This is a genomic window from Enterobacter sp. CC120223-11 (assembly GCF_900215375.1).
GTDB lineage: Bacteria > Pseudomonadota > Gammaproteobacteria > Enterobacterales > Enterobacteriaceae > Scandinavium.
Genome location: NZ_OBEF01000001.1, coordinates 131950 through 158368, shown reverse-complemented (window position 1 = coordinate 158368; position 26419 = coordinate 131950). Strand labels below are relative to the sequence as shown.

Here is a 26419-nt window from a genome sequence, read left to right as displayed (position 1 = left end):
TTCGCGGGCCTTTTTTTATCAGAGCATCTCCCCTTGGGCCGCCACCGCTGTGGTTTGACGGCGGCTGGCGAAGAAAATAGCGGTAAGAGAGATAAGCACGGTTATTGCCAGATAGCAGGCAACGGGCTTCCAGTCGCCGTTGTACTTCGCCAGCAGGCCGGTGGCAATCAGCGGTGCCGTCCCGCCAGCCAGCGCGGCACCTAACTGATAGCCCAGGGTGATACCGGTGTAGCGCACGTTGGCGCTGAAAATCTCTGAACACAGCGTGCCCAGCACGGCGGTGACCGGTGCCCAGAGCACACCAAAGGCGATGACGGTGGCGAGCATGATACCCCAGGTGGTACCGGTATCGAGCAGCATAAACCACGGCACAATAAACAGACCCAGCAGGGCGACGCTGACCGCATACATCCGCTGGCGGCCCACCTTATCTGACAACAGCCCCATTAGCGGAATCATCACGGTGGCAACCAGCGCCCCGAGCGTGACCGCTTCCAGCGCCTGTGATTTTTGATAGGCGAGAATGGTGGTGGCATAGCTGACCACAAAGGTCGAGAAGATGTAAAACGGTGCGGTTTCTACCACCTTCAGACCTGCGGCAATGATCACTTCACGCCAGTGGAATTTGAGGGTGTCGCGAAGTGGCGCTTTGGCGACGGTACCGGTTTTTTTCAATCGCTGAAACTCTGGCGTTTCATCAATATCTTTGCGGATCCACAGTCCCAGCAGCACCAGGAGCGAACTCAGCAGGAAAGGGATGCGCCAGCCCCAGGAGAGGAACTGCTCCTCGCTAAACAGCGTCATCAGCGACACGATAAAGGTCGCCATCAGCATGCCGATAGTCACCCCCGCCTGCGGGATACTGCCAAAGAAGCCTTTGCGCTTCTCCGGGGCATATTCATAGGCCAGCAGCAGCGCGCCGCCCCATTCGCCACCGATCCCCATTCCCTGAACGATGCGCAGCAGGATAAGCAGCGCCGGTGCCCAGATGCCTATCTGCTCATAGGTGGGCAACAGGCCAATCAGTACGGTGGCACCTCCCATTAGCGACAGCGTTAGCACCAGCGTCTTTTTACGGCCAATTCTGTCGCCGATATGGGCAAAGATCACCCCGCCAATCGGGCGAATAAAGAACGTCAGTGAGAAAGAGAGATACGAGAGAATAAGCCCGATGACCGGGTCCACCATCGGGAAAAAGATTTTATTGAACACCAGCGCGGCGGCGGTGCCGTAAAGAAAATAGTCAAACCATTCAATGGCGCTACCGGTCAGACTGGCAACCAACACCTTCTTGTTTTTTCGCAGAATCGACGTACTGCTTTCTTGCATAGCCATCACCGAAAACCTCGTCAGAGAGATGAATGAGTCCGGGTGCTACCTGGCGCGCTTCAGGTGCAACCGGGAGGATAAAAAGTTGTGTAATTGTTAGGCAAACTAGGGTGGGGTGTTAATTTTGGCAAGTCCCTGGCGCTGTTTTGCTGGTCAGATGAGGGCTTTTTTGTGGCTTTTTTGTGGCTTTTTCGGCTGAAAATTTGCCGTATTGTGTGGCTAATGCTCTGCCACTGGCAGCGTTACTGGTGTATTGTTCAGGTGCAACCCGATGATTTTTGGATGTTTCTGGTTATTTCATTCTGGTTACATTTTGGTGGCATTCTCGGGGGCCTGTGCTTTCAGAGTGATCCACTTTTCGGCCCACCTCAGGGCGTTACCCTGTGGGATGACCCAGTAAAGAAGGAAAAAATATGCTGACCACTTTTCCACATCTGAATGAGAAAACGCTCCAGGCCGCGAACTGCGTGGGCGAATGGCTGGCGCAAAACGATTACCCCGAGCCGCCGGTAAATGCTGAGGCGGATCTGGTGGTGCTGGCCGGTAATGCGGTCATGCCAACCATTGATGCCGCCTGCCGCCTGGCCGCGGAGAACCGCACGTTGCTTATCAGCGGCGGTATTGGTCACTCAACAACCTTTCTTTATGCCGCCGTGGCTCGTCACCCGCGTTACAACTCGTTGCCCACAACCGGGCGGCCTGAAGCAGCGCTGCTCGCGGATATTGCCCATCAGTTCTGGAACATCCCGCACGAGCGCATCATCGTGGAAGACCGTTCCACTAACTGTGGTGAAAACGCCCGATTTACGCGTGACGTTATGCAGGAGCGAGGCATTGTCTGCCGTAACGCCATCGTCGTACAGGACCCAACCATGCAACGACGCACCATGGCGACGTTCGCTCAGGTCTGGCAGGGCGATAACAGCGCGCCGCAGTGGCACAGCTATCCAGGTTATCTGCCCGTGCTGCGTAACGACAAATTTGGCCTGACTTTTACCGATGAGGCGCAGAACGTCTGGCCCGTGGAGCGTTACCTGTCGCTCATTCTGGGCGAACTGCCCCGCATACGGGATGATGAAAACGGCTACGGCCCGCGCGGCAAGGGGTTTATCGCTCACGTTGATATGCCGGAGGCCGTACAAAATGCCTGGCAGGCGCTGCGTGATGATGGGCTGTTGCGTGAGGCATTAGCCAGCCGTTCGCTGGGATAGTGGTTCCTGCCTGAAATGCCCGTTTGCGGCGCAATGTGCTCAAACGGGCATTTTTTGTTAATGCAGTGTTGCCGCTGAATCGCATCCAGCCCGTCACTTTTATGAGATATCTCACAGATTCAGCTTCATAGCGTTGGTTCCCGACTGCTTCATCTGGTTATTTAACAATAAATTCACTTGTTAAAAACGATGCATTTACAGGAGCAGCGCATGACAGCACCCGTTCAACACCCTATGTATATCGACGGTCAGTTTGTGTCCTGGCAGGGCGACGCCTGGATTGACGTGGTTAACCCATCAACCGAAGCGCTGATTTCCCGCATTCCGGACGGAACTGCCAAAGAGGCACAGCAGGCCATCGACGCCGCGGAACGCGCACAGCCAGCCTGGGAAGCGCTTCCGGCGATTCAACGTGCGGGATGGTTACGCAAGATTGCGCAGGGCATTCGCGACCGAGCGGCGGAAATCAGCTCACTTATCGTGGCGGAAGGCGGCAAAATTCAGCAACTGGCCGAGGTGGAAGTGGCCTTCACTGCGGATTACCTCGACTACATGTCTGAATGGGCGCGCCGTTACGAAGGGGAAATTCTGCAAAGCGACCGTCCGGGCGAGAACATCTTTGTCTTCAAGCGCGCGCTGGGCGTCACCACTGGTATTCTGCCGTGGAACTTCCCGTTCTTCCTGATTGCCCGCAAGCTCGCGCCAGCCCTGATTACTGGCAACACCATCGTCATTAAGCCAAGCGAATTCACGCCGAACAACGCCATCGCCTTCGCGCAAATCGTGCATGAGATTGGGCTGCCAAAAGGCGTGTTCAACCTTGTTCTCGGCCGGGGTGAAACGGTCGGGCAGGAGCTGGCGGCCAACCCGAAAGTGGCGATGGTCAGCATGACCGGCAGCGTCGGCGCGGGCGAGAAAATCATGGCTGCGGCGGCGAAGAACATCACCAAAGTGTGTCTGGAACTGGGCGGTAAGGCTCCGGCAATCGTGCTGGATGACGCGGATTTGGAGCTGGCGGTGAAAGCGATTGTGGATTCACGCGTGATCAACACCGGGCAGGTGTGCAACTGTGCCGAGCGCGTTTATGTGCAGAAAGGCATTTACGACCGCTTCGTCAATCGTCTGGGCGAGGCAATGAAAGCGGTGCAGTTTGGCGATCCGGCACAGCGCAACGACATTGCAATGGGTCCGCTGATTAATGCGGCGGCCCTGGATCGCGTAGAGCAAAAGGTGGCGAAAGCGGTTGAGCAGGGCGCGAAGGTCGTGCTTGGCGGCAAAGCGCCGGACGGAAAAGGCTATTTCTACCCGCCGACGCTGCTGCTGGATGTGAATCAGGAGATGAGCATCATGCACGAAGAAACCTTCGGGCCGGTGCTGCCGGTGGTGGCCTTCGATACGCTTGAAGAGGCGTTGCAGATGGCGAACGACAGCGAATATGGCCTGACGTCATCGGTCTACACTCAGGATCTGAACAAAGCAATGAAGGCGATAAAAGGGCTGAAGTTCGGCGAAACCTACATCAACCGCGAAAACTTTGAGGCGATGCAGGGCTTCCACGCGGGCTGGCGCAAGTCCGGGATCGGCGGGGCAGACGGTCGTCATGGCCTGGAAGAGTATCTGCAAACGCAGGTGGTTTATTTGCAATCGTAAGTTTGAGAAGTGCCGGGTGGCGCTGATGCTTACCCGGCCTACGAGACTGATATAAAAGTTATTTTTTGGGTAGGTCGGGTAAGGCGAAGTCGTCACCCGACAACAGGCCCGCGCTGTGCTACAACTTAGGGCACTTCTCTCAACAACGAGGTGTGCCCATGACTGAAAAAGTGAAAGCCCAGTGCCACTGTGGCGCAGTGAAATTTACCGCTGAGTTATCCGATGGATTTAACACCATCCGCCGCTGTAACTGCTCTTTTTGCCGGATGCGCGGCGCGGTGGTGGTGTCAGCGCCGCTTTCCGGAATCGAGGTTATCGAGGGGAAAGAGAAGCTAACGGAATACCGTTTCAACACCCGCAGCGCCGCACACTATTTTTGCTCAGTCTGCGGAATTTATACCTTCCATCAGCGTCGATCTAACCCCAATCAGTACGGTGTGAACGTTGCCTGCATTGAGAACGTGTCGCCCTTTGATTTTACCGAAGTCACCGTGGCCGACGGCGTTAATCATCCCTCTGATGGCGGTGGCGGCATAGCCGGAATCTTACGCTACACGCCAGCCAAACCCGCGTGATACGGGGCATGGCCTTAATCTGAAAGTTTTTTCCCGCCCGGGCTTTCGGACCTTCTTCAAAGAACATGTTGCTATGATGCCTTTTTTAATGAGGTGATTATGGCAACGACTAAAAACTGGTCTCCGGAGCTGGAAGGCCTGCGCGGCGTCGCGTCGCTGTGGGTGTTTCTCGGGCATATCGCGCTGCTGGTGAACTGTAAAATACCGATTATTGCGGTGCCCAAACTGGGCGTCGATCTGTTTATTTTGTTGTCCGGTTATCTGATGGCCAAAAATTATTTTGAGCGTCAAACGAAAGAGCCCTGGGGAGAATGGCAGACCATCAAAACGTTCTGGCTGCGGCGCTATTTTCGCATTGCGCCGCTCTATTACGTGCTGATGTTGGTGGCGCTGCTGGCAGGGAGTTATCTTGGCGAAATGCGTGAAATTATCGCCGGAGCCTTTCCCTCCACGGCAACAGAAACGTCTCGCTACAGCGACTTCTCCTTTTTCAACGTCCTGGCACACCTGACCTTCGTCTTTGGCGACCTGCCGCAATATGCCTACGAAACGGCACTGCCGGACTGGAGCATCGGCCTCGAGATGCAGTATTACGTCCTGTTCCCGTTCATCATGCTGCTGACGCTACGCCTGGGTTTTGCGCAGGCCCTGGTCACCCTGATGATAGTGGTCCTGGCGGGGCGTTATTTGCTGCCAGAGCTGTATACGGCTTTCCCGATGCCGTCGATGATCCTGATTAAACTGCATATTTTTATTGCCGGTATGCTGATGGCGGAGGCGGTCAGGCAGCGGAGGATCCTGTTTATCGGCCTGGCGCTGCTGGCGCCGGTGGCGAGCGCCCTGATGAATATCCGCATGGACGGCGTGCAGGTCTTTTTCGAGGCGCTGATGATCCTGGGCATGACTGGCGTGCTGTGGCCGTGGCAGCAGAAAAACCTTTTGCAGCGCCTGTTCAGCGTCCCGCGCGCGCTGCTATGCCATCGCTTTTTCACCTGGCTTGGCGACGTCTCGTTCTCTGTGTATCTGCTGCATCTGCTGGTGGTGACGCCGGTGATTGGCCTACTGCTCAGTCATGACCATCTGGCAAACTATGGAAGCGGGGCGCGCTATCTGATTACCGTCGGGATCTGTTTCCCGATAGTCTATCTCCTCGCATCGGTTTTACACCGGGCCGTTGAAATGCGAGGCATTGCCATCGGGAAAAGGGTTATTCAGCGCGGAAATAAAACAGAACGAGCGCTAAACCTGCCGTGAAAAGAATAAAGGCATAAGGATCGCTTATGCCTTTATCTTTATTTTCTTACGCTTACAGCTTAACGAATTTTTCCAACACGCGAACCAGCTGGGTCACGAAGCCGTATTCGTTGTCATACCAGGAGACGGTCTTCACCAATTGCAGATCGCCTACTTCGGTAATTTCCGTCTGAGTGGCGTCGTACACCGAGCCAAAATGGCTGCCGATAACGTCACCCGAAACAATTTCCTCCTCGGTATAGCCGAAGGACTCGTTGCCGTCGGCGGCCTTTTTCAGCGCCGCGTTTACCTCATCGGCGGTCACTTTTTTACCCAGGATCGACACCAGCTCCGTTACCGAGCCTGTTTTGACCGGCACGCGCTGCGCATGGCCTTTCAGCTTGCCGCTTAGCGCCGGGATCACCAGACCGATGGCCTTCGCCGCCCCCGTTGTGTGGGGAATGATGTTTTCAGCCGCCGCGCGGGATGCGCGTAAATCTTTCCCGCGTGGGCCGTCTACCAGCGCCTGCGTGCCGGTGTAGGCATGAATGGTGGTCATGGTGCCGACTTTGATCTCAAAGGCGTCGTGCAGCGCTTTCGCCATCGGAGCCAGGCAGTTAGTGGTGCAGGATGCGACTGAAATAATGGTGTCGTTCGCATCGAGCGTATCGTCATTGACGTTATAGACGATGGTTTTCATCTCACCTGCCGGGGCGGAGATCAGCACTTTTTTCGCGCCTGCATCAAGGTGCGCTTTGGCTTTGTCGCTGGCGGTGTAGAACCCGGTGCATTCGATAACGTATTCCACACCTGCTGATTTCCAGGGGATCTGTGCGGCATCTTTCTGCGCGTAGACGGCGATTTTTTTGCCATCGACAATCAGCGCATCGTCGGTGTGGTCCACGCTCCACGGGAAGGGGCCGTAGTTGGAGTCGTGCTTCAGCAGGTAAGCCAGCACCTTCGGCGACGTTAAGTCATTAATCGCCACCACTTCCTGCGCGCTTTTTACTTCCAGCAGGCGACGCAGCACCAGGCGGCCAATGCGCCCAAAACCGTTAATGCCAATTTTGCTCATTAAGACTCTCCTTTCGGGGTTGTTTTATGTGCGAACAAACTCCTCCAGGCTTAGACCAGTCGCTCTGATTGGGCAACTCAGGGAGATGAAAGGTTTGGAAATTGACTCGGAAAAGTTAATGAATTTTTAACGCAGGGCCGCTATGGTAGCGTTTTCATTGTTTTTCCGGGAAGCAAACACAATGCGGGATAAATATACGGGGCTGCAAATTGGCATTCACTGGCTGGTCTTTTTGTTGGTGATTGGCGCGTACTGTGCCATGGAGCTGCGCGGCTTCTTTCCACGGACCTATCGTCCGTACTTCAATATGGTGCACGTCTCCTGCGGTATTTCGATCCTGGTGCTGATGGTGGCGCGTTTGCTGGTGCGCCTGAAGCACAAATCACCGCCAATTGTGCCGAAACCGAAAGCGTGGATGACCGGCATGGCGCATCTGGGGCACCTGGTTATCTATCTGCTGTTTATCATTCTGCCGATTATCGGGCTGGTGATGATGTACAACCGCGGTAACCCGTGGATCGCCTTCGGTATCGTTATGCCGCACGCGGCGGAAGCGAATTTCGATCTGGTGGATACGCTGAAGGAATACCACGTGTGGCTGGCGAATTTCGGCTATTACGTGATTGGCCTGCATGCGCTGGCGGCGCTGATGCATCACTATTTCTGGAAGGACAACACGCTGCTGCGGATGATGCCGCGAAAAAAATAATCGCCTCTTAATTGCCTGACGCGGCTTCGCCTTATCAGGCCTACGGGGGAAACGTAGGCCGGATAAGCACAGCGCATCCGGCAGTCCAGGGCTATCAACTACCCGGCATTGATTTCCGAATCGCGCTCAGCAGCGTCTGGGCGCCGGTCGACAGCGGTGAATCCACTCGCGTTAAAATCCCTATGGGTTCACCTGCGCCCTGAGTCGGCACCGGCAGTGCCGCCAGCGTGCCACGGCGGAGGTCATCTTTTACCGCGCCTGAGGGCACAAACCACACGTAATTAAAATCCACCGTCAGCTGACGCGACAGCGAAGCTGAAAGCGTTTCAATGCAGCCAGGAGGGATTTTGCAGCCCTGGCTCTGCACCAGCGTCTCGGCATTCTGCCGCGGGACCGTCCCTTTTGGCGACACGACAACCGGCCACTCCATCACTTTGCTGAGGGTGACGGTTTCCTGCAATAAAGGGTGGTCCGGGCGAACAACCAGCTTCAGCGATTCGAGAAACAGCAGCTCGTAGTTCAGCCCGGTCATCAGCTCCGGGTCGGACATGCGGCCAATCCCTAAGTCGATTTCCCCTGATTTCAGCCCCGCCAGCAGCATGGTGTTGTTCATGGTGGCGACCTGCAGGGTGATATCTTTTTGCTGCTGGTGGAAGGGGCCAATGACCGCAGGCAGAATGCCGAGCGCGGCGGTCGGCAGGGCACCGATACGCACCACATCGCTGCTGATACCTTCTTTGCGGCTCAGCGCCTGTCCGGCGGTGTTCAGCGCGTCGAGCACTTTCACCGCATGGGTCAGGAACTGCTCGCCAACGAGCGTCAGCTGAGCGCCCAAACGCCCACGATCGAACAGGCGGGTGCCCGTCAGCTGTTCCAGCTCATTAAGGGTTTTCGACAGCGCAGGCTGGCTGAGGTTAAGCGTTTCCGCCGCGCGCCCCAGCGTTCCCTGTTGAGCGACGGCGACAAAGGTGTGCAAATGGCGCAAGCGAATGCGCTGACTGAAGAGACCATTTTTTTCCATAACCGGATGTTAAAGAGAGTCAGAGGCGGCAATCAAGACAACTTGTTTAAATTTGATAACTTGCTAGCAAAATATCATTAACATCTGTCGGGATTGAGTGACGAAGGGTTATGGAACAGGCAGTAAAGAGCCCGACGCCGCGCGGCCATCGGGCTGAAAGTGGCTCAGAGGTCGAAGAAAACCGTTTCAGCTTCGCCCTGAAGATGAATGTCAAAGCGGTAGACAGTTTCGCTTCCGCGCTGTTCACGCTGGCCGATAAGCGTTTTGCGTCGCACTTCCCACTCAATCAGGTTCAGCACCGGGTCCGTGCGGTTTGCTTCCTGCTCGTCGGAGAAATACATGCGGGTATTCAGGCCGATGTTAATACCTCGCGCCACGATCCACAGATTGACGTGCGGGGCCATGATGCGCCCGTCGCGGCCCGTCACCGCGCCTGGCTTAATGGTGTCAAACCGCCAGACGCCGGAGTCAAAATCTGAGCAGCCGCGCCCCCAGCCGCGAAAATCGGCGTCAAGATTTTTGCCTGACTGCCGATCGGCGGGGTGGTTGTAGCGGCCTGCGGCGTTGGCCTGCCAGATCTCCAGCAGCACATCGCGAACAGGCGTGCCTGAACCATCGAAGACGCGGCCTTCAATCACGATACGTTCGCCCTGAGTTTGCGAGTTAGTCAGCACAGGGCCGAAATTTTTCTCGAAGATGTGGAACCCGGCGGCTTCCGGCGCGAGGCCGATATGCACGTAAGGCCCGGCAGTCTGGGACGCGGTTTCCGGTAAGTAATCTTTCATCGGGCGGCTCCCTGAGTCCGGTTTTCAAACAGCGTGGCGCGGCTGCCGCGCAGCACCAGGTCGAAACGATACGCCAGGCAGTCCAGCGGCACGGCGGCGTGGGTGTCGAGTTCGGCAATCAGCGTGCGGATCGCGTCATCGTTGTTGATGGTTTTCACAATCGGGCACTGCTTGATCAGCGGGTCGCCTTCGAAATACATCTGCGTAATAAGACGCTGGGCGAACGCCTCGCCGGAGAGCGAGAAGTGAATGTGCGAAGGCCGCCAGTCAGAGGCCTGGTTGCGCCACGGGTAGGGGCCGGGCTTGATGGTGCGGAAGAAGTAATAGCCATTTTCATCGGTCAGCACGCGCCCGCAGCCGCCAAAGTTGGGGTCGACAGGGGCCAGGTACTGATCTTTCTTATGGCGGTAGCGGCCTCCGGCGTTGGCCTGCCACACCTCAACCAGCGTGTTTTTCATCGGGCGGCCAAAACCGTCGCGCACGTAGCCGTGAACGATGATGCGCTCGCCAATCGGCAGGCCGTCTTTGGCGTAGTTGAGGATCAGGTCGTTATCCTGAGGGCCGAGATCGTCGCTGCTGAACACCGGGCCGGTTATCTCCGACAGCGAGTTTTGCAGCGAAATAAGCGCATTGCGTGGCGAACGCAGCACGCTTGTTTTATAGCCGGGTGCGAAGGCAGGCGGGTGACTGTTGTAGTCACGGTGCACCACTTCACGTGGTGTCCATTTGTCGGTCATAGGGCGCTCCGGGTGAGAGGAAAGGTTGTTGTCGTTGTTGTTGTTTCGTCACCGGCAGTGTGTGTAATGAAATTGTTAATTTAAAGTGAATTTATAACGGTTTTTGCATAACAGCAGGTTATAAACCGCACGAACGCAGGGCGTAATTACAGAGGTTATCCGCGATCACAATTCAGAAATTCTTCCTCCCGGCAGCAAATGGCTTATGTACACTCCAGGTAATATTCACTGGAGACATGACATCATGGCGAACACCATCACGGCTGATGAGATTCGGGAAAACTTTTCGCAGGCAATGTCAGCGATGTACCAGCAGGAAGTTCCGCAGTACGGCACGCTGCTGGAGCTTGTGGCGGATGTGAACCTGGCGGTGCTGGAAAGTCATCCTAAGCTGCACGAACAGCTGGCAAACGCTGACGAACTGGCCAGGCTGAACGTCGAACGGCACGGGGCAATTCGCGTGGGCACAGCGGAAGAGCTGTCGACGCTTCGCCGCATGTTTGCCGTTATGGGGATGTACCCCGTCAGCTATTACGATCTTTCCCAGGCAGGCGTGCCCGTGCATTCCACCGCGTTTCGTCCGGTGGAAGATGCCGCGCTTGCCCGCAACCCGTTCCGCGTCTTTACTTCGCTGCTGCGCCTGGAGCTGATTGATAACGTTGAGCTGCGCGACAAGGCCGCGGAGATCCTCTCAAAGCGACAGATTTTTACCTCACGCTGTCTCGATCTGATTGCGCAGCATGAAGTGCAGGGCGATTTGACCGAAGCGGAAGCCAAAGAGTTTGTGAAAGAAGCGCTGGAAACCTTCCGCTGGCACAGTCACGCCACCGTGGAGCAGGATACCTATCTCGCACTGCACAACGAACACCGGCTGATTGCTGATGTGGTGTGCTTCCCGGGCTGCCACATTAACCACCTGACGCCTCGCACGCTGGACATAGATCGCGTGCAGCAGCTGATGCCGGAGTACGGCATTGAGCCGAAGATTCTGATCGAAGGCCCGCCGCGCCGCGAGGTGCCTGTGCTGCTGCGTCAGACCAGTTTCAAAGCGCTGGAAGAACCTGTGCTGTTTGCCGGAGAGCACCGTGGCACGCACACTGCGCGCTTCGGGGAGATCGAGCAGCGCGGCGTGGCGTTAACCCCGAAAGGGCGCGCATTGTATGACTCGCTGCTGACGGAAGCGGGCACCGGCAAGGACAACCTCAGCCATCAGCAGCATCTTTCGGAGATGTTCAAATCCTTCCCCGACAGCGAGATGTTCCTTCGCCGCCAGGCGCTGGCCTATTTCCGCTATCGTCTGACGCCCGCGGGCGAAGCCCATCGCCAGGCATTCCGTCCGGGTGACGACCCGCAGCCGCTTATCGAGCGTGGCTGGCTGGTAGCGCAGCCCATCACTTATGAAGACTTCTTGCCGGTGAGCGCGGCAGGCATTTTCCAGTCAAATCTCGGCAATGAAACCCAGGCCCGCAGCCACGGTAATTCGAGCCAGGCGGCATTTGAAGACGCGCTCGGCTGCCCGGTTATGAATGAGTTTGAGCTGTATCAGGAAGCGGAAGATCGCAGTAAACGGCGCTGCGGGCTGCTGTAAATCAGCCTTTCGCGGCGTTGCTAACGGCGCGCCAACCCGCATACACTGGGATGAATGCACGTAAAGGGAGAGAACAATGCATCATCCTGCAACACCGCTGGCCCATACCCGGCAGGGATCCCTGCTGGGTTCAACCGACGACAATCTTCATGTCTATCGCGGCATACCGTTCGCGGCCCCGCCCGTTGGTGCTCTGCGCTGGCGTTCCCCGCAGCCCGTTACGCCCTGGGAGGGCGTGCGTGAAGCTCAGCACTTTTCTGCGGCAAGCTGGCAAAATATTGATTACTGCCTTGAACTTGGCGGCGGCGATCCGGGCCGTTTTTCTGAAGATTGCCTTTATCTGAACGTCTGGGCGCCAGCCACCCACGCGCAGCCTCTGCCGGTCATGGTCTGGCTGCACGGCGGCGGGTATACGATTGGGGCAGGCAGTTTGCCGCCCTACGACGGAAAACAGCTGGCACAGCGCGGTGTGGTGGTGGTGACCATCAACTACCGGCTCGGGCATCTCGGCTGCTTTGCACACCCGGCGCTGGACGGTGAAGAGGGCGAGCGCATCTGCAATTTTGCTCTGCTCGATCAGATTGCTGCCCTGAAATGGGTACAAGAAAACATCGAAACCTTTGGTGGAGATCGTGACAACGTCACGCTGTTTGGTGAATCCGCTGGCGCTCGCAGCGTGCTCTCGTTACTGGCTTCACCAAAAGCTAACGGCTTATTCCATAAGGCAATTATTCAGAGCGGCTACACGCTCCCGGACACGCCTGTCGACAAGGCGCTGGCCCAGGGTGAAGCCATTGCCGCCCATTTCGGACTTCAAAACGCCACGGCCGAACAGCTCCGCGAAATTCCCGCCGACGCCTTCTGGCCGCTGGAAGGTGCGTTAAAGCCCGGGCCGGTGCCCGTCTGTGGCGATGCCGTTTTGCCCGAACCGATGCTGGAAACCTTCTTCACGGCGCGTCAGCACCCGGTGCCGCTCATGATTGGTTCAAACAGCGATGAAGCGAGCGTGATGGCGGTGTTTGGCGTCGATCTGGCTGAGCAAATCCAGAAGCTGCGCCGGGAGCGTCGTTTAGGCCTGGGGCTGATAAAACTGCTCTATCCAGGCGTGAAGGGTGATGAGGAACTTGGCCGCCAGGTGTGCCGCGATATGGCCTTCACCACGCTCGGGTTTGTGGTGATGCAGGCGCAGCAGCGCATCGGGCAGCCGTGCTGGCGTTACTGGTTCGATTATGTCGCGCAGGCGGAACATGACACCTACAAAAACGGCGCATGGCACGGCAACGAAGTGCCCTATGTCTTTGATACGCTGACGCTCACCGAACCCGCGCGGCAGTACGTAAATGAGCATGACCTGGCGTTTGCGAAGCTGGTGGCGGACTACTGGGTAAGCTTCGCCCGTGATGCAAGCGTGGCCAATGATACGCTGCACGGTCCGCTGCGCTGGCCTGCCGCAATAAAAGGCCGCGACAGATTACTGCGGATAGGGCTCAACAAACATAGAGGATTCAGGGTGGAAAACCGCTTTATGCGGGCGCGGCTGGCGCTTTTCCGCCGCGTTATGCGCCATCATGTGACGCTGGATTAAGCAGCCCGTCGCGAAACTGTGTCAGCCCGATGGCTTTGGCTGACACCTCCCGCACCACCAGCCGGTAGCTGGCCCCGGTTTTTACGCTCAGTGCATAAGGTCGCACCAGCCTGCCGCTCAGCAAATCTTCCTGAACGAGCGTCTCGTCAGCAATCGCCACGCCAAAACCCTGCACCGCAGCGGTGATGGCGAGGTCCATAGTGTCGAAGTGTTGATTTTTTTGCATCGCAGACGGCAGCGGTTCCGGCAGTCTGGCGAGCCACAGCGACCAGTCGGTTTTATCGCGCGTCGGATGGAGGAATGTCATTCCGGCAAACTGCCTGTTGTCTGCCAGACGGTGGCTGACGACCGGCGTCAGCGACTCTTCAAACAGCAAATCTCCCGCATTCATATGGGTGCCAAAGACGATCGCCGCATCAAACGGCTCGGTTTTGAAATTGACGGAATGTTCGGTGGTGGTGGTCAGCGCAATCTGCATCTCTGGAAAGCGCTGTTCAATTTCAACCAGCCGCGGCACCAGCCAGCGCATCGCACAGGTCGGGGCTTTCAGCCTGACCACAGTCTGCTGCTGGCGCGCCTGTTCGGCCACCATAACCATCTGGTTGAAGGACGTCATCAGCTCCGGGTAGAGTGCGCTGCCCTGGGGCGACAGGCGCAGGCCGCGAGCCAGACGCTCAAACAGCGGGAAGCCAAACCACGCCTCTAGCGTCGCAATCTTGCGGCTTACCGCGCCCTGGGTCAGGCACAGCTCTTTTGCCGCATGGGTCAGGTTGAGATGACGGGCCGTCACCAGAAAGGTTTCGATGGCGTTCAAAGGCAACTGTCTACGGGACATGCTGACTCCAGCTATGCAATTTGGTCATGGCGAGTATGACATAGCGTTAACGCTCAATAAACGGCAGGCGTCGGCGCAGGCGACTGGCCGGGCCAGTGACGGCTTGTGCGATGCATTCGCCGATCTCTGCGCAGACGGTTATCCCCTGGATGAAGGGTTGGTCGTGCATCAGATAAGGCAGGGCGGCAAACGCGATCCGACCGCGCAGCGTTTCGGGCGCCAGCAATGTGTAATCCTCCGCCACCTGCGGGAAATCATCCCCGGTGACGGCCATCTGCTGACGAAGGCGCGGGAAGGGTAAAGCTTTTATTTTCAGCGGCTTTTGCCCGCGAGCGTCAATGAACGTGTCGAATATCAGCTCGCCGTTTTGCCCGCAAATATGGGTTCTGTCTGCCATTCTCTGCAGCGAATAGTCCTGCCCAAGTGTCTGAATCGTCAGGATCCCCGCTTCCCGCAGGGCCAGCAGACGGCGGATAGACTCCGAAGGAATCGCGGTGTAGTTATCGATGAAAACCCGCGCCAGACCTTCGCTAAAACGCTGCCGGTCACCTTCATCGAAATGTGCCACCGCATCCTCAACCACCTCATGCATGCGCAGGACGGCATAGCGCCAGGGCACCGTGTGCCGCTCCCGCTTGTTGCGCTCGACTTCCTGCAGATTCTCGTGCGCCCATGCAAAAGGATTGTTTTGCTGCCTGTCGGCAAACCAGGCGTCGGGAAAGGTATCGGCGGTCAGCTGATGTAGCCCAATTTGTTCGCTCCACTTCGGGTCGACAAGCGCTATTTCTCTCACCATCAGCGCAAAAATACGATCGAGTAACCCCTGAGAACCCGCGGCAACTTCCTTTGCTACGGCCTGCTCCGTCGCTATTTGCAGCGGTTCATAAGGGAGAGGGCAGTAAAAATCTGCCTCGGGCAGAAGGCCGGATCGCGACATCAGCGTCAGGCTCAGCGCAGCGCTGTTTTCATCGAGCGTAAAAGTGACACTGTGTTCATCCGTTTCATCGAATGTGCCGTGCTGCGCGACAACGGCCATCGCCGCATCAATGGCGCTCAGGGAAAGCCCCATAATGCCGACGCGGCCCGCAGGAATGCTCGCCTCGAGCAGCCCGGACCATGGACTCGGGAAATATGAACGGGTGGCCTCTTCGTCATCCGGCCAGACGTGCCCGGTAGCGATGACGGCAAGATCGAACCTGTCAGCTACAGCGGCATTGTTTACCCACAGCTGAATGCCTGATTCCGCCACCTGCAGGTCGGTCACTTCGCAGGATTCATGCACGCTAACCTGATAACCCCTCTCTTTTGCCTTTTCCATCAGGGTAAGAAACTGCGCGCGATAGTAGTCGCCGAGAAGAATACGCGGCAAAAACTGCCGGTCGTGCAGGGTGGCAGGATCTGCGCCGTAGCGCATCAGGTAGCTTTCCGGCTGGCGCTTCAGCCACGCCAGATAGGTTTCAAACAGCGGGGGGATTTCAATGCTGGCAATGTTCGCCAGCATCAGGCGCGAGTTGTCTTCATCGGCGTAGGGCATCCCGACGCCCGCCTCGTCGGCGCGTTCAAACAGCGAAATGGCGACGGGCGTATTGTTCCCGTAGAGCGAAAAGAAGGTGTAAATGCCGGTCGGGCCGGTGCCGATAATGGCGATTTTCTTCATGGATTTTCACCTGAGTTGTCTGCCTCAAGTGTAGTGCGGGAATGCAGCTATGCAATTTTCTCATGGCTAGTATGACAACAATTCGATTGTCGGCGCGGAGGGCTTTCGATTGAATAGTTATGCATATTTTCTGAGAAAGGATTGGCGATGACTCTGCGTTCTCCGGTGAAAACCCGCACCAAGCTGCCCGACGTGGGCACCACCATCTTTACCGTGATTGGCCAGCTCTCCGCACAGCATAACGCCATCAACCTTTCCCAGGGCGCGCCGAACTTTGCCTGCGATCCGCGACTGGTGCAGGGCGTGACCCGTGCGATGGAAGCGGGGCATAACCAGTACGCGCCAATGACCGGCCTGCATGCGCTGAAAACCCGCATCGCGGAAAAAATTGCCGATCTCTACGGCACGCGCTACGACGCCGACAGCGAAGTGCTGATCACCGCGAGCGCCAGCGAAGGGCTCTATTCCGCGATCAGCGGGCTGGTGCATCCGGGCGATGAAGTTATCTATTTTGAACCGTCGTTCGACAGCTACGCGCCGATTGTGCGTTTGCAGGGCGCAACGCCGGTGGCCATCAAGCTGACGGTGCCGGATTTCACCGTCAATTGGGATGAAGTCCGCGCGGCTATTACGCCACGCACGCGCATGATTATCATCAACACGCCGCATAACCCGAGCGGAAAAGTGTTCGATGCCAACGATCTGCAACAGCTGGCGGCGCTGACCCGCAACACCGATATCGTGATTTTGTCTGACGAAGTCTACGAACACGTGGTGTTTGACGGCCAGCCGCATCACGGCATGGCAACGCATCCGCAGCTTGCCGAGCGCAGCGTGATTGTTTCATCCTTCGGAAAAACCTATCACGTCACCGGCTGGCGCGTGGGGTATTGTGTGGCTCCGGCGGAATTGATGGATGAAATCTGCAAAGTGCATCAATTTTTGATGTTCTCGGCCGATACTCCGATGCAGTACGCGTTTGCCGAGCACATGACGGACCCGCAAACCTGGCTGTCGCTGGCGGCGTTTTATCAGCGCAAGCGCGATCTGCTGCAGTCGCTGCTGGCGGAATCGCCGTTTAAGCTGCTGCCGAGCCAGGGCTCGTTCTTCCTGCTGGCGGACTACAGCGCCTTCAGCGATGAGCGCGACAGCGAAATGGTGCAACGGCTGATTGTCGACCACGGCGTGGCGACGATCCCGCTGTCGGCGTTCTACACCGATGGCACGGATAACAAACTGATCCGCCTCTCTTTTGCCAAAGATGAGGCAACTTTACGGGCAGGCGCTGCGGCCCTGTGTCAGGTAAAACCACGTTAAGGGGCGTTGGCGATGAAAGTAAAAGCACTGATTGCGGGCTTCGGCCTGTTCTGTTCTGTTTCTTCTTTTGCGGCAGGCGAGCTGCGTTTCGGCGTAGAGGCGGAGTATCCACCGTTTGAAAGCCGTAACTCTGCGGGCGAACTGCAGGGCTTTGATATCGATCTGGGTAACGCCATCTGCAAAGCGGCACAGCTGAAATGCAGCTGGGTGGAAAGTTCATTTGATTCGCTGATCCCGGGCCTTGTGGCGAAGAAGTTCGACGCCATAAACTCGGCGATGAACATCACCGAACAGCGGCGCAAAAGCATTGATTTCACCCAGCCTATCTACCGTATTCCTTCCCAGTTAGTCGGGAAAGAGGGCAGCGGCATGCAGGCGACGCCGGAAGGTCTGAAAGGCAAAAGCATCGGCGTGCTGCAGGGATCCATTCAGGAAACTTACGCCAAAGAGCACTGGGAAAAGCACGGCGTCACCGTAGTGTCTTATAAAGATCAGAATATGGCGTGGGCGGATTTGCTGAACGGGCGGATCGACGCAAGTTTAGTGATGTCTGCGGCGGGCCAGGCCGGATTCCTCAGCAAGCCGCAGGGCAAAGGTTTTGGCTTTATCGGCAAACCGGTGGCGGACGACACTATCCTCGGCAGCGGGATTGGCTTTGGCCTGCGTAAAGGCGATGCAGAGCAGAAGAAACAGCTCGACGCCGCCATCGACAAAGTCCGTGCTGACGGCACCATTACCACGCTTGCGGCGAAATACTTCCCCGGTATCGACGTAGCGGTAAAATAATAACGAGAAGACGTCTTTGGCCCCGGGAGTGATGTCGCTTCCGGGGCTTTTTTATATCTGCTGTTAATTAACCCACTAACAGTTAAAGTAAAAATCAGATTTTAGTTATGGAATAACAGTTTTCATTTTGCAGTGATAAAAGTATGGTTACTCATCTTCTGGATAATAAATCAGCATTCAGGGTAGACAGGCGGCCCAGGGCTTTTTGGGGTTAAAACGGATTTTTCTGGTCAGGCAGGGACATGCGTATGGATTTTCGCAATTGTGTTTTTCTCTTCGTTTTGCTTCTTGGTGGTTGTGACAGGCCTGAACAAGTAAAAACGCCCGTTAGCGGAGGCGGTGCCGGGCCTATTGAAGCCATCAACCACACCAGCTGGGCAATTAACCATTTCAGCGTCGACGGGCAGAACGCTCTCGATATTATTGGCCCGTATCAGGGCGGTGGCGGAGGCGGAAGCTATGGCGCCCCGGCGGTCTGGACGCCGGATCTGAAGGTAAAAGTGGAATGGGAAACCGGGGTGGCTTTTGCAGATGATGTTCCTGAAATACCTGAACCCAAGAGACCAAATACAGATGGTATGAATGAGCAAAACTATCATCAAGCTTGGTCAGAATATTCAAAAAAATATGATGAGTGGTATAGCAAAATAAAGGCGTTCAGTAAAAATCATTCCCGCATTGTTTCTGTACCAGACTACACAGGACAGAAAACCTGTGGCATTACCGTCCATTTCCTTCCCTGTGACCAGATTAAAGTCACTACCAGCTGTGCCGACTATGGTAGTTCTGATTACCCGATTAAAGACCCTGTACATATGGAGAAACCCAGCATATGTCCGAGGTGATATTGCCGCGTCGATAATTGAGTTCAGTAAGAAAAGGACATTCAGATGAAATATATGCCGTGTGCGTTCTTAGGGCTTTCGCTGATTCTCAGCGGTTGTGACAGGCCTGAACAAGCAAAAATGCCCGTTAGCGGTGGTGGTGGCGGGCCGATTGAAGCCATCAACCACACCAGCTGGGCAATTAACCATTTCAGCGTCGACGGGCAGAATGCCGTCGATATTATTGGGCCGTATCAGGGCGGCGGCGGCGGCGGGAGCTATGGCGCTCCGGCGGTCTGGACGCCGGACCTGAAAGTAAAAGTGGAATGGGAAACCGGGGTGGCTTTTGCCAGTGATGTACCGGAAATACCTGAACCTGAAGAGCCGAACACCAAAAACTTGGATGAAAATGCAAGGTATCAAGTTTGGGAGGAATATGCAGTAAAACGCCGGGAATGGCGGCAAAAAATAAGGGAATACAGTAAACAGCATTCCCTTATCGTTCCTGTTCCCGACTATACCGGGCAAAAAACCTGCGGTATTACCGTCCATTTTCTTCCCTGCGATCAGATTAAAGTCACTACCAGCTGTGCCGACTATGGCAGTCCTGATTATCCGATCAAAGACCCCGTACACATGGAGAAACCCAGCGTATGTCCGAAGTGATACTGCCGCGTCGATAATTGAGTTCAGTAAGAAAAGGAAATTCAGATGAAATATATGCCGTGTGCGTTCTTAGGGCTTTCGCTGATACTCAGCGGTTGCGACAGGCCCGAACAAATAAAAATGCCCGTTAGCGGAGGCGGTGCCGGGCCGATTGAAGCCATCAACCACACCAGTTGGGCAATTAATCATTTCAGCGTCGACGGGCAGAACGCCGTCGATATTATTGGCCCGTATCAGGGCGGAGGCGGAGGCGGAAGCTATGGCGCCCCGGCGGTCTGGACGCCGGATCTGAAGGTAAAAGTGGAATGGGAAACCGGGGTGGCTTTCGCCAGTGATGTGCCGGAGATCCCTGAACCTGATGAACCAGATACAAAAAATATGGATGAAAATGCCAGATATCATGCATGGCAGGAGTATTCCGATCAGAAAGAAGAATGGTATAGCAGGATAAAAGCATTTAGCAAAAGGCATTCACGTCTTGTTTCTGTACCAGACTACACGGGACAGAAAACCTGCGGTATTACCGTCCATTTTCTTCCCTGCGATCAGATTAAAGTCACGACCAGCTGTGCCGACTATGGCAGCCCTGATTACCCAATTAAAGACCCCGTGCATATGGAGAAACCCAGCGTATGTCCACAGTAACCCCCGATCTAGCCTGGTTTCCACCACAGTTTCCTGAAAAGGGAAGGTTACCCTCTCAGTCCGTTCTGATTGGGCAAAACTGTTACCAGCAGGAGAGTCTGGAGAGGGCGCACCACGATGCGCTTTGTGCGGCAGCAGGGCGGCGGGTGTCCCGCCCCTGCTGTAAGACCCTGCATATCAGCCTGTTTTTTGACGGTACCGGGAACAATCTTAATCATGACCTCTATACGGCAGACCCCAAACACCCGACCAATATTGCCCGTCTGTTTCGTGCCAGCATTGGCCAGGGCTATGCCGCTGGCACTGGCGACAATAACCAGTGGCTGGTTGACGTGGAGGGATCGGCGGGAAATCAGTATTACAAATACTATATTCCCGGCGTGGGCACGCCTTTCCCGGAGATTATGGATCTGGATTTCAGCGCCGATGGCCTGGCTTTCGCAACATATGGCGAGGATCGCATCAACTGGGGACTGTTACGTCTGATAGACGCTTTGCGTCGTACCCTGGGGAAGGGAAAGCTCAGCGATGTTGAAAACTGGCAATCGATAAAAGCCATGGCAACCACGGTCGCCGATCCCAAACTTATCGGTCAGTACGCCAGGCGTCAGGAGTTTCGACGCCTGCTCGATAATCTGAATAAGGAGCTTAAGCCCGCGCTGGAGCAGCCTTTTCCGGGGCATCCGAAGCTGCTGGGGATCAAGCTTTACGTGTATGGCTTCTCGCGTGGGGCGGCTACGGCCCGGGCGTTTGTCAACTGGCTCAGCGAGCTGATGCCCGAGCCTGAAAACAGAGGCGAGGCGCAGCCGCTTTGCCTGTCGTCTACGGCTGGCGATATTCCGCTCAGCGTTGAATTCCTTGGGCTGTTCGATACCGTTGCCTCCGTTGGGGTGGCGCATATGGCCCCGGTGGCAGAAGGGCATATGAGCTGGGCAGACGGCACCATGGAGCTACCGGACAACGGGCTGGTTAAACGCTGCGTGCATCTGGTCTCCTCGCACGAGCAGAGGCTCTGTTTCCCGCTGGACTCGATTTGCCGGGCAGATGGGCGATATCCGGCTAACAGCGTTGAGGTCGTGTACCCAGGTGTGCATTCGGATCTTGGCGGTGGTTATCCACCCGGAGAGCAGGGGAAAGCCAGCGGAAGTAACGATCGGCTATTGATGTCGCAGATTCCATTGAATGAGATGTATGCTGCTGCATTTGCTGTTGGGGCCCCATTGAAGGTGTTAGAAAAAGCGTTGCCAAACGATCTTAAAAAAGACTCCTGGCGCATCATGCCTGTAGAACTAGGTCATGAATTTGATGTAGGACCTGTTACTGTCCAGCGCTTCAACAACTGGCGCAAACTCACCCTAAACATTCCTGACTCCGGCCCCATCAGCGACGAGCAGGCCGCCCAATTTAGCCCTGTCCGCGCCCCCGTCAATATCATTCAGGCCCTGGAAAACCAGATCGGCTGGATTACCGCCTGGCGCATCAATCGCTATGCCGGCGGTAGCTTCCGCACTCAGGGCTTTTACCATGATGCGGCACTCAATAATCAGGATCAGGACAACGATCCTCGCATCAGAATGGCCCGTGAAAGAGTACGTGACAAAGCGCAGGAGGAGGTCAGAAAAGCGCGTTTACATGAGCTTGCAAGGCATCCCCGCGAGGCTCCATTCGTCCTGCTCCCTGCTGGAGTAAAAGATTTTGATGCGGCGCTAGGTCAAACTCAGCTCCTGCAGGCGGCAATCGAATTCAAAGAGGATTACCACGAACAGCCCCGCAGCCAGGCGAAAAGCACGACCTACAGGGTGATGGACTGGTTTAAAGGTTTTGTCTACGCCTTTAACCAGGATGACGTCCCCGTGGAGTTCAGGCGCATAAAGCAGGATGGAGACCAACGGGTGGCAATACTTTTCCCTCCGCAGGGGGAACAGAGCAACGCCAGCGAAGCTTCCGGGCTGACGCGTGCGCTGTTTGACGATCAGATTCATGATTCCCGGGCCTGGTTTATGCACAACGCGATAGGCAGCCGGGAGCCATGGGGGAGCTATTTCCTGTATTGGATGATCTACTTTGGTGAAGCCATGAGTAAAAAAGTGAAGCCCCTGGCGATGCTGGGTTACGTCGCCGGGCTCGCGGCGCCGGTGTCAGTCCAGGATGTCCGCTTCACTATAAAACGGTTCTCTGAGGATCAACCCCTGGCTAAGGCATCGGCAGCCCATGAAACCATCACGGTGGTCAGCGCTGAAAACGAACAGCAGCAGGACATATTGCAGGACAAATCGCGGCAGATCGTGTGCGTTCAGCACCCAGCCTCCGTTCAGGCCGAGTGTCAGAATGCGCAACAGCAGGATTGGGAGCGCAAAATGGCGTTGGTTCAGGAAATGTGGGCGCAATCTACGCAGTAAAGGTCAGTGGCAGAAGAAGGCTTCGTATGCAGTCTTCTGCCCACGTTTTATACATACATTTACACCCGGAATCAGGCACTTCCGATCGCAATAATTTATTTCCCGGTTTGCGCGGATTTTGCGCGGGCAACAATTGGATTATCAGCGTTTTTTGTCTAGAGTGGGCGCATCTTAGCGAAGTCGATACTCATAAGGACGCTGACTCAGGCATGAACCGCAGACACTTTATCAAATCCTCCATGGCTGTCGCCGCGGTGAGCGCGACAACCGGCGTTGCCTCCCTGTTTTCTAAAGCCGCGTTAGCCGACGATTCGGCCATTGCCGACGGGCAGACGCGCCGCTTTGATTTCTCCGTTTTACAATCCATGGCCCGCGATATTGCCAGCCAGCCGTGGGGCGGCAAGCCGAAAGACCTGCCGAAAACGCTGGCAGAACTGACACCGCAGGCCTACAACGCCATTCAGTACGATGCGAGCCAGTCGCTGTGGAACAACATTCCCGATCGTCAGCTCGATATTCAGTTCTTCCACGTCGGGATGGGCTTCCGCCGTCGCGTGCGTATGTTCTCGCTGGATTCTGCAACGCAGCAGGCGCGCGAAATCCACTTCCGTCCGGAGCTGTTCAAATACAACGACGCGGGCGTGGACACCAAACAGCTGGAAGGGCAAACGGATCTCGGTTTTGCCGGTTTCCGCACCTTTAAGGCGCCTGAACTGGCGCGTCGCGATATCGTGTCATGGCTCGGCGCGAGCTACTTCCGCGCGGTAGACAGCACCTATCAGTACGGCTTGTCCGCGCGTGGCCTGGCTATCGATACTTACACCGACAGCCTCGAAGAGTTTCCTGATTTCACCTCTTTCTGGTTTGAAACCGTCAAGCCTGGCGCCACGGTGTTTACCGTTTATGCGCTGCTGGACAGCCCAAGCATTTCCGGTGCCTACAAGTTCACCGTGAACTGCCAGGAAACCCAGGTAATCATGGATGTGGAAAACCACCTCTTTGCGCGCAAGGACATTAAACAGCTCGGCATCGCGCCGATGACCAGCATGTTCAGCTGCGGCAACAACGAACGCCGTATGTGCGACACCATCCACCCGCAAATTCACGACTCCGACCGTCTGGCGATGTGGCGTGGCAACGGCGAGTGGATCTGCCGCCCGCTGAACAACCCGCAAAAATTACAGTTCAACGCCTATCAGGACAAAAACCCGCGCGGCTTTGGCCTGCTGCAGCTTGACCGCGATTTCTCGCACTATCAGGACGTGATGGGCTGGTACAACAAGCGCCCAAGTCTGTGGGTAGAACCGCGCAGCCAGTGGGGCGAAGGGGCCGTGTCGCTGATGGAGATCCCGACCACCGGCGAAACGCTGGATAACATCGTCTGCTTCTGGCAGCCGAAAAAGCCGATGAAGGCGGGCGATGAGCTGGGCTTCAAATATCGTCTCTATTGGGCCGCGCAGCCTCCGGTGCGTTCCCCGCTGGCGCGAGTCATGGCAACCCGTACCGGTATGGGCGGCTTCCCGGAAGGATGGGCTCCGGGCGAGCACTATCCGGAAAAATGGGCGCGTCGCTTTGCCATCGACTTTGTTGGCGGCGATCTGAAAGCCGCAGCACCGAAAGGTATCGAACCGGTTATTACGCTTTCTAACGGTGAAGCGAAGCAGGTCGAAATTCTCTACGTCGAACCGTTCGACGGCTACCGCATTCTGTTCGACTGGTACCCGACCAACGACTCCACCGACCCGGTGGACATGCGCATGTTCCTGCGCTGTCAGGGCGATGCGGTCAGCGAAACCTGGCTGTATCAGTATTTCCCACCGGCGCCGGACAAGCGTAATTACGTCGATGACCGCGTGATGAAATAACACCGAAACGGGCCCGTACTATGCGGGCCCGTTTTTTTTACATGCCAGGTAATCTACTTACAAATAACGCCCCGCCAGATTCGGTGACTGCCCGCCAAACGCCTGCAAATTCGCATTTAACGCGCGTTCAATCAGCGTGACATCCTCCACGCCCGGTGCACAAACCACTTCATCCATTGCCAGTGATTTCAGGCTGGCGCTAACGACGTCATCGGCGCTCATGCGCGGAATGGCGCTTAAATCCATGCCCTGACGGGTGTGAAACTCGGTGGCGACCACGCCAGGGCAAAGAACCTGCACCCGCAATCCTTCTGGCCTAAGTTCTTCACTGAGCGCAAGCGACAGCGAAATCAGATGAGACAGCGAAGCCACATAGGTCGCGCGTCCAGCAGCCTTACCAAGCGGGGCGGTGGCACCGAAGCCCAGCATGCCAGCCACGTTGATGATGGTACCGTTTTTACGTTCCACCATGCCTGGGGCGGCGTTGCGAGCCAGCAGCGTCGGGGCGACAATTTTCACCTGAAGCAGCTCACTGGCTTTTTCGACAGGGAGGTCAATAAAGCCCATATAGTGCGAGACGCCCGCGTTGTTAATCAGGAGTGAGAGAGGCTCCTGGCGGCAGATTTCACTCAGACGCTCCACGTCTTCAAAACGAGTTAAATCTGCTGTAACGGGGCGAATTTGCCCGGCAAGAAACTCAGTGGCCAGCTCGTCGAGGCGGTCCTGACGACGGCCAACGGCGATCACTTCATAACCCTGAGCGGCGAGGCGGCGGGCGAAAGCCTGGCCGATTCCGGAAGTGGCACCTGTGACGAGGGCTAAACGTTTTGCTGAATGAGACATGAATGTGCTCCTGATATTCGTGGCCGAAACCGTCCGGCGTGCTTAGATGCGTCACAGCTTAGTCGCGTCTCCCGGACGTGATAAGACTCTCAGCGGCGTACGGCCCGTTCGCTAAAGCGGACAGTGAGCAATATAATGTGCCAATTGCCGGTGATATCACGGAGAAAGTCATGCCAAAACGGACAGCTGATGAGCTGGGCGATCTGAAAGCCTTTGCCGCCGTGGCCCATGTGGGCGGGTTTCGCGAGGCCGCGCGGCTGCTACAGCTCAGTCCTTCGGGGTTGAGCGATGCTGTACGGCGGCTGGAAACCCATTTAGGCGTGCGGCTGCTGCACCGCACAACTCGCAGCGTGTCGCCGACGGAGCAGGGTAAGCAGCTACTCGAACGGATTGCGCCTGCTTTTGCCGAGCTGGAGAATGCGTTGCAGACAGTGACCTCAGCAAGGGATAAGCCCGCCGGGAATCTTCGTCTGAACGTGCCGGTGAATGCCACGCGGCTGTTTCTCGCGCCGCTGCTGACGCGCTTTTTGCAACGCTACCCGGACATCAGCGTGGAGGTGATCGCCGAAACGGGCGTGGTGGATATTCTTGCCGCCGGGTGCGATGCGGGGATCCGCTACGAAGAGAGGCTGGAGCAGGACACGATTGCCATTCCGATCGGGCCGCGCGAGCAGCGATTCGCCACGGCGGCGGCTCCCGCCTTGCTTGAAAAATACGGCACGCCTCAGCATCCCGATGACCTGCTGAAAATGCCCTGCATTCGCGGGCGCTTCGCCAAAGGTAACCTCGAACGCTGGACCTTTCAGCGTGGGGAGGAGATCCGGCACATTGAACCTCACGGCCCGCTGATTTACAGCGGCGGCACGGCGGTCGATTTAGGCGTGACGATGGCGCTGGAGGGCATCGGTGTGATCTCTCTGTTCGAGGCCTGGCTGCAGCCGCATCTGGACAGTGGGCGGCTGGTGCCGCTGCTTGAGGGCTGGTGGCAGCCGTTTGCGGGGCCGTATCTGTACTATTCCGGACGCAAACTGCTGCCGCCACCGCTGAGGGCGTTTATCGACTTTGTGAAAGCCGGGGAGTGAGG

General features: G+C 56.4%; 23 protein-coding genes. 15 read left to right on the top strand and 8 right to left on the bottom strand.

Annotation, left to right across the window (positions count from 1 at the left end; all coding sequences use genetic code 11):
- Positions 1 to 18 precede the first annotated feature (18 nt).
- The gene (locus CRO87_RS00710; RefSeq protein WP_097161008.1) at positions 19 to 1338 is read right to left on the bottom strand and encodes an MFS transporter; all 1320 of its coding nucleotides are present in this window, start codon (positions 1336 to 1338) and stop codon (positions 19 to 21) included.
- A 404-nt stretch (positions 1339 to 1742) separates the two neighbouring features.
- Between CRO87_RS00710 and CRO87_RS00700 the strand changes: the two genes are divergently transcribed.
- The 4 genes from CRO87_RS00700 (at position 1743) to CRO87_RS00685 (ending at position 6019) form a co-directional block, all read left to right on the top strand.
- Complete coding sequence (locus CRO87_RS00700) at positions 1743 to 2540, top strand: YdcF family protein (protein WP_097161006.1); 798 nt, start codon at positions 1743 to 1745, stop codon at positions 2538 to 2540.
- A gap of 210 nt (positions 2541 to 2750) precedes the next feature.
- Positions 2751 to 4190: an aldehyde dehydrogenase gene (gene aldA / locus CRO87_RS00695; RefSeq protein WP_097161005.1), complete on the top strand. Its 1440-nt coding sequence runs from the start codon at positions 2751 to 2753 to the stop codon at positions 4188 to 4190.
- 158 nt (positions 4191 to 4348) lie between these two features.
- Positions 4349 to 4765 (top strand): GFA family protein, encoded by a 417-nt coding sequence (locus tag CRO87_RS00690; protein ID WP_097161004.1) that lies wholly within the window; start codon positions 4349 to 4351, stop codon positions 4763 to 4765.
- Between the two features lie 99 nt (positions 4766 to 4864).
- Positions 4865 to 6019, top strand: a complete 1155-nt coding sequence (locus CRO87_RS00685; protein WP_097161003.1) for an acyltransferase — start codon at positions 4865 to 4867, stop codon at positions 6017 to 6019.
- A 52-nt stretch (positions 6020 to 6071) separates the two neighbouring features.
- Here CRO87_RS00685 and gap read toward each other — a convergent pair whose 3' ends face one another.
- Positions 6072 to 7073, bottom strand: coding sequence for a type I glyceraldehyde-3-phosphate dehydrogenase (gap, locus tag CRO87_RS00680; protein WP_097161002.1), 1002 nt, complete (start codon positions 7071 to 7073; stop codon positions 6072 to 6074).
- A 181-nt stretch (positions 7074 to 7254) separates the two neighbouring features.
- On the opposite strand from gap, the gene cybB reads away from it, so the two are divergent.
- Complete coding sequence (gene cybB / locus CRO87_RS00675; RefSeq protein ID WP_097161001.1) at positions 7255 to 7782, top strand: cytochrome b561; 528 nt, start codon at positions 7255 to 7257, stop codon at positions 7780 to 7782.
- A gap of 94 nt (positions 7783 to 7876) precedes the next feature.
- Here the strand turns inward: cybB and CRO87_RS00670 are convergent, their stop codons facing one another.
- The 3 genes from CRO87_RS00670 to pcaH form a co-directional block, all read right to left on the bottom strand.
- A complete protein-coding gene (locus CRO87_RS00670; RefSeq protein WP_097161000.1) occupies positions 7877 to 8803 on the bottom strand; it encodes a LysR substrate-binding domain-containing protein in 927 nt (308 codons plus the stop codon).
- A gap of 164 nt (positions 8804 to 8967) precedes the next feature.
- A complete protein-coding gene (pcaG, locus tag CRO87_RS00665) occupies positions 8968 to 9588 on the bottom strand; it encodes a protocatechuate 3,4-dioxygenase subunit alpha (protein ID WP_097160999.1) in 621 nt (206 codons plus the stop codon).
- On the bottom strand, positions 9585 to 10325 hold the full coding sequence (gene pcaH, locus CRO87_RS00660) for a protocatechuate 3,4-dioxygenase subunit beta (protein ID WP_097160998.1): 741 nt from the start codon (positions 10323 to 10325) through the stop codon (positions 9585 to 9587). The genes pcaG and pcaH overlap by 4 nt, the downstream gene beginning before the upstream one ends.
- 244 nt (positions 10326 to 10569) lie before the next feature.
- Here pcaH and CRO87_RS00655 point away from each other — a divergent pair, with 244 nt between their 5' ends.
- Complete coding sequence (locus tag CRO87_RS00655; protein WP_097160997.1) at positions 10570 to 11913, top strand: VOC family protein; 1344 nt, start codon at positions 10570 to 10572, stop codon at positions 11911 to 11913.
- A 76-nt stretch (positions 11914 to 11989) separates the two neighbouring features.
- A complete protein-coding gene (locus tag CRO87_RS00650; protein WP_097160996.1) occupies positions 11990 to 13498 on the top strand; it encodes a carboxylesterase/lipase family protein in 1509 nt (502 codons plus the stop codon).
- On the opposite strand, the gene CRO87_RS00645 is transcribed toward CRO87_RS00650, so the two are convergent.
- Together CRO87_RS00645 and CRO87_RS00640 are read right to left on the bottom strand one after the other, a co-directional pair.
- Positions 13470 to 14333: a LysR family transcriptional regulator gene (locus tag CRO87_RS00645; protein WP_097160995.1), complete on the bottom strand. Its 864-nt coding sequence runs from the start codon at positions 14331 to 14333 to the stop codon at positions 13470 to 13472. The genes CRO87_RS00650 and CRO87_RS00645 overlap by 29 nt on opposite strands.
- Positions 14334 to 14379: 46 nt before the next feature.
- Entirely contained in the window at positions 14380 to 15990 is a 1611-nt protein-coding gene (locus CRO87_RS00640) for an FAD-NAD(P)-binding protein (protein ID WP_097160994.1), read from the bottom strand.
- Positions 15991 to 16137: 147 nt separating this feature from the next.
- Here CRO87_RS00640 and CRO87_RS00635 point away from each other — a divergent pair, with 147 nt between their 5' ends.
- The 7 genes from CRO87_RS00635 (at position 16138) to CRO87_RS00605 (ending at position 24492) form a co-directional block, all read left to right on the top strand.
- Positions 16138 to 17307 (top strand): pyridoxal phosphate-dependent aminotransferase, encoded by a 1170-nt coding sequence (locus tag CRO87_RS00635; RefSeq protein WP_097160993.1) that lies wholly within the window; start codon positions 16138 to 16140, stop codon positions 17305 to 17307.
- Positions 17308 to 17319: 12 nt separating this feature from the next.
- Entirely contained in the window at positions 17320 to 18093 is a 774-nt protein-coding gene (locus CRO87_RS00630; RefSeq protein ID WP_097160992.1) for an ABC transporter substrate-binding protein, read from the top strand.
- A gap of 248 nt (positions 18094 to 18341) precedes the next feature.
- Positions 18342 to 18938, top strand: coding sequence for a DUF3304 domain-containing protein (locus tag CRO87_RS00625; protein WP_097160991.1), 597 nt, complete (start codon positions 18342 to 18344; stop codon positions 18936 to 18938).
- Positions 18939 to 18983: 45 nt separating this feature from the next.
- Positions 18984 to 19583, top strand: a complete 600-nt coding sequence (locus CRO87_RS00620) for a DUF3304 domain-containing protein (RefSeq protein ID WP_097160990.1) — start codon at positions 18984 to 18986, stop codon at positions 19581 to 19583.
- Positions 19584 to 19628: 45 nt separating this feature from the next.
- Positions 19629 to 20228 carry a DUF3304 domain-containing protein gene (locus CRO87_RS00615; RefSeq protein WP_097160989.1) on the top strand — a complete coding sequence of 200 codons (600 nt, stop codon included), beginning with the start codon at positions 19629 to 19631 and terminating at the stop codon, positions 20226 to 20228.
- Positions 20216 to 22627, top strand: a complete 2412-nt coding sequence (locus CRO87_RS00610; protein ID WP_097160988.1) for a DUF2235 domain-containing protein — start codon at positions 20216 to 20218, stop codon at positions 22625 to 22627. The genes CRO87_RS00615 and CRO87_RS00610 overlap by 13 nt, the downstream gene beginning before the upstream one ends.
- A gap of 209 nt (positions 22628 to 22836) precedes the next feature.
- Complete coding sequence (locus CRO87_RS00605) at positions 22837 to 24492, top strand: glucan biosynthesis protein D (RefSeq protein WP_097160987.1); 1656 nt, start codon at positions 22837 to 22839, stop codon at positions 24490 to 24492.
- A 57-nt stretch (positions 24493 to 24549) separates the two neighbouring features.
- Here the strand turns inward: CRO87_RS00605 and CRO87_RS00600 are convergent, their stop codons facing one another.
- Positions 24550 to 25335 (bottom strand): SDR family oxidoreductase, encoded by a 786-nt coding sequence (locus CRO87_RS00600; RefSeq protein WP_097160986.1) that lies wholly within the window; start codon positions 25333 to 25335, stop codon positions 24550 to 24552.
- A gap of 170 nt (positions 25336 to 25505) precedes the next feature.
- Between CRO87_RS00600 and CRO87_RS00595 the strand changes: the two genes are divergently transcribed.
- A complete protein-coding gene (locus CRO87_RS00595) occupies positions 25506 to 26417 on the top strand; it encodes a LysR family transcriptional regulator (protein WP_097160985.1) in 912 nt (303 codons plus the stop codon).
- Positions 26418 to 26419 lie beyond the last annotated feature (2 nt).

Excerpts from the sequence above, each read along its gene's own strand:
- CRO87_RS00700 (WP_097161006.1), top strand. The coding sequence starts at position 1,743 with ATGCTGACCACTTTTCCACATCTGAATGAGAAAACGCTCCAGGCCGCG.
- aldA (WP_097161005.1), top strand. The coding sequence starts at position 2,751 with ATGACAGCACCCGTTCAACACCCTATGTATATCGACGGTCAGTTTGTG.
- CRO87_RS00690 (WP_097161004.1), top strand. The coding sequence starts at position 4,349 with ATGACTGAAAAAGTGAAAGCCCAGTGCCACTGTGGCGCAGTGAAATTT.
- CRO87_RS00685 (WP_097161003.1), top strand. The coding sequence starts at position 4,865 with ATGGCAACGACTAAAAACTGGTCTCCGGAGCTGGAAGGCCTGCGCGGC.
- gap (WP_097161002.1), bottom strand. The coding sequence starts at position 7,073 with ATGAGCAAAATTGGCATTAACGGTTTTGGGCGCATTGGCCGCCTGGTG.
- cybB (WP_097161001.1), top strand. The coding sequence starts at position 7,255 with ATGCGGGATAAATATACGGGGCTGCAAATTGGCATTCACTGGCTGGTC.
- CRO87_RS00670 (WP_097161000.1), bottom strand. The coding sequence starts at position 8,803 with ATGGAAAAAAATGGTCTCTTCAGTCAGCGCATTCGCTTGCGCCATTTG.
- pcaG (WP_097160999.1), bottom strand. The coding sequence starts at position 9,588 with ATGAAAGATTACTTACCGGAAACCGCGTCCCAGACTGCCGGGCCTTAC.
- pcaH (WP_097160998.1), bottom strand. The coding sequence starts at position 10,325 with ATGACCGACAAATGGACACCACGTGAAGTGGTGCACCGTGACTACAAC.
- CRO87_RS00655 (WP_097160997.1), top strand. The coding sequence starts at position 10,570 with ATGGCGAACACCATCACGGCTGATGAGATTCGGGAAAACTTTTCGCAG.
- CRO87_RS00650 (WP_097160996.1), top strand. The coding sequence starts at position 11,990 with ATGCATCATCCTGCAACACCGCTGGCCCATACCCGGCAGGGATCCCTG.
- CRO87_RS00645 (WP_097160995.1), bottom strand. The coding sequence starts at position 14,333 with ATGTCCCGTAGACAGTTGCCTTTGAACGCCATCGAAACCTTTCTGGTG.
- CRO87_RS00640 (WP_097160994.1), bottom strand. The coding sequence starts at position 15,990 with ATGAAGAAAATCGCCATTATCGGCACCGGCCCGACCGGCATTTACACC.
- CRO87_RS00635 (WP_097160993.1), top strand. The coding sequence starts at position 16,138 with ATGACTCTGCGTTCTCCGGTGAAAACCCGCACCAAGCTGCCCGACGTG.
- CRO87_RS00630 (WP_097160992.1), top strand. The coding sequence starts at position 17,320 with ATGAAAGTAAAAGCACTGATTGCGGGCTTCGGCCTGTTCTGTTCTGTT.
- CRO87_RS00625 (WP_097160991.1), top strand. The coding sequence starts at position 18,342 with ATGGATTTTCGCAATTGTGTTTTTCTCTTCGTTTTGCTTCTTGGTGGT.
- CRO87_RS00620 (WP_097160990.1), top strand. The coding sequence starts at position 18,984 with ATGAAATATATGCCGTGTGCGTTCTTAGGGCTTTCGCTGATTCTCAGC.
- CRO87_RS00615 (WP_097160989.1), top strand. The coding sequence starts at position 19,629 with ATGAAATATATGCCGTGTGCGTTCTTAGGGCTTTCGCTGATACTCAGC.
- CRO87_RS00610 (WP_097160988.1), top strand. The coding sequence starts at position 20,216 with ATGTCCACAGTAACCCCCGATCTAGCCTGGTTTCCACCACAGTTTCCT.
- CRO87_RS00605 (WP_097160987.1), top strand. The coding sequence starts at position 22,837 with ATGAACCGCAGACACTTTATCAAATCCTCCATGGCTGTCGCCGCGGTG.
- CRO87_RS00600 (WP_097160986.1), bottom strand. The coding sequence starts at position 25,335 with ATGTCTCATTCAGCAAAACGTTTAGCCCTCGTCACAGGTGCCACTTCC.
- CRO87_RS00595 (WP_097160985.1), top strand. The coding sequence starts at position 25,506 with ATGCCAAAACGGACAGCTGATGAGCTGGGCGATCTGAAAGCCTTTGCC.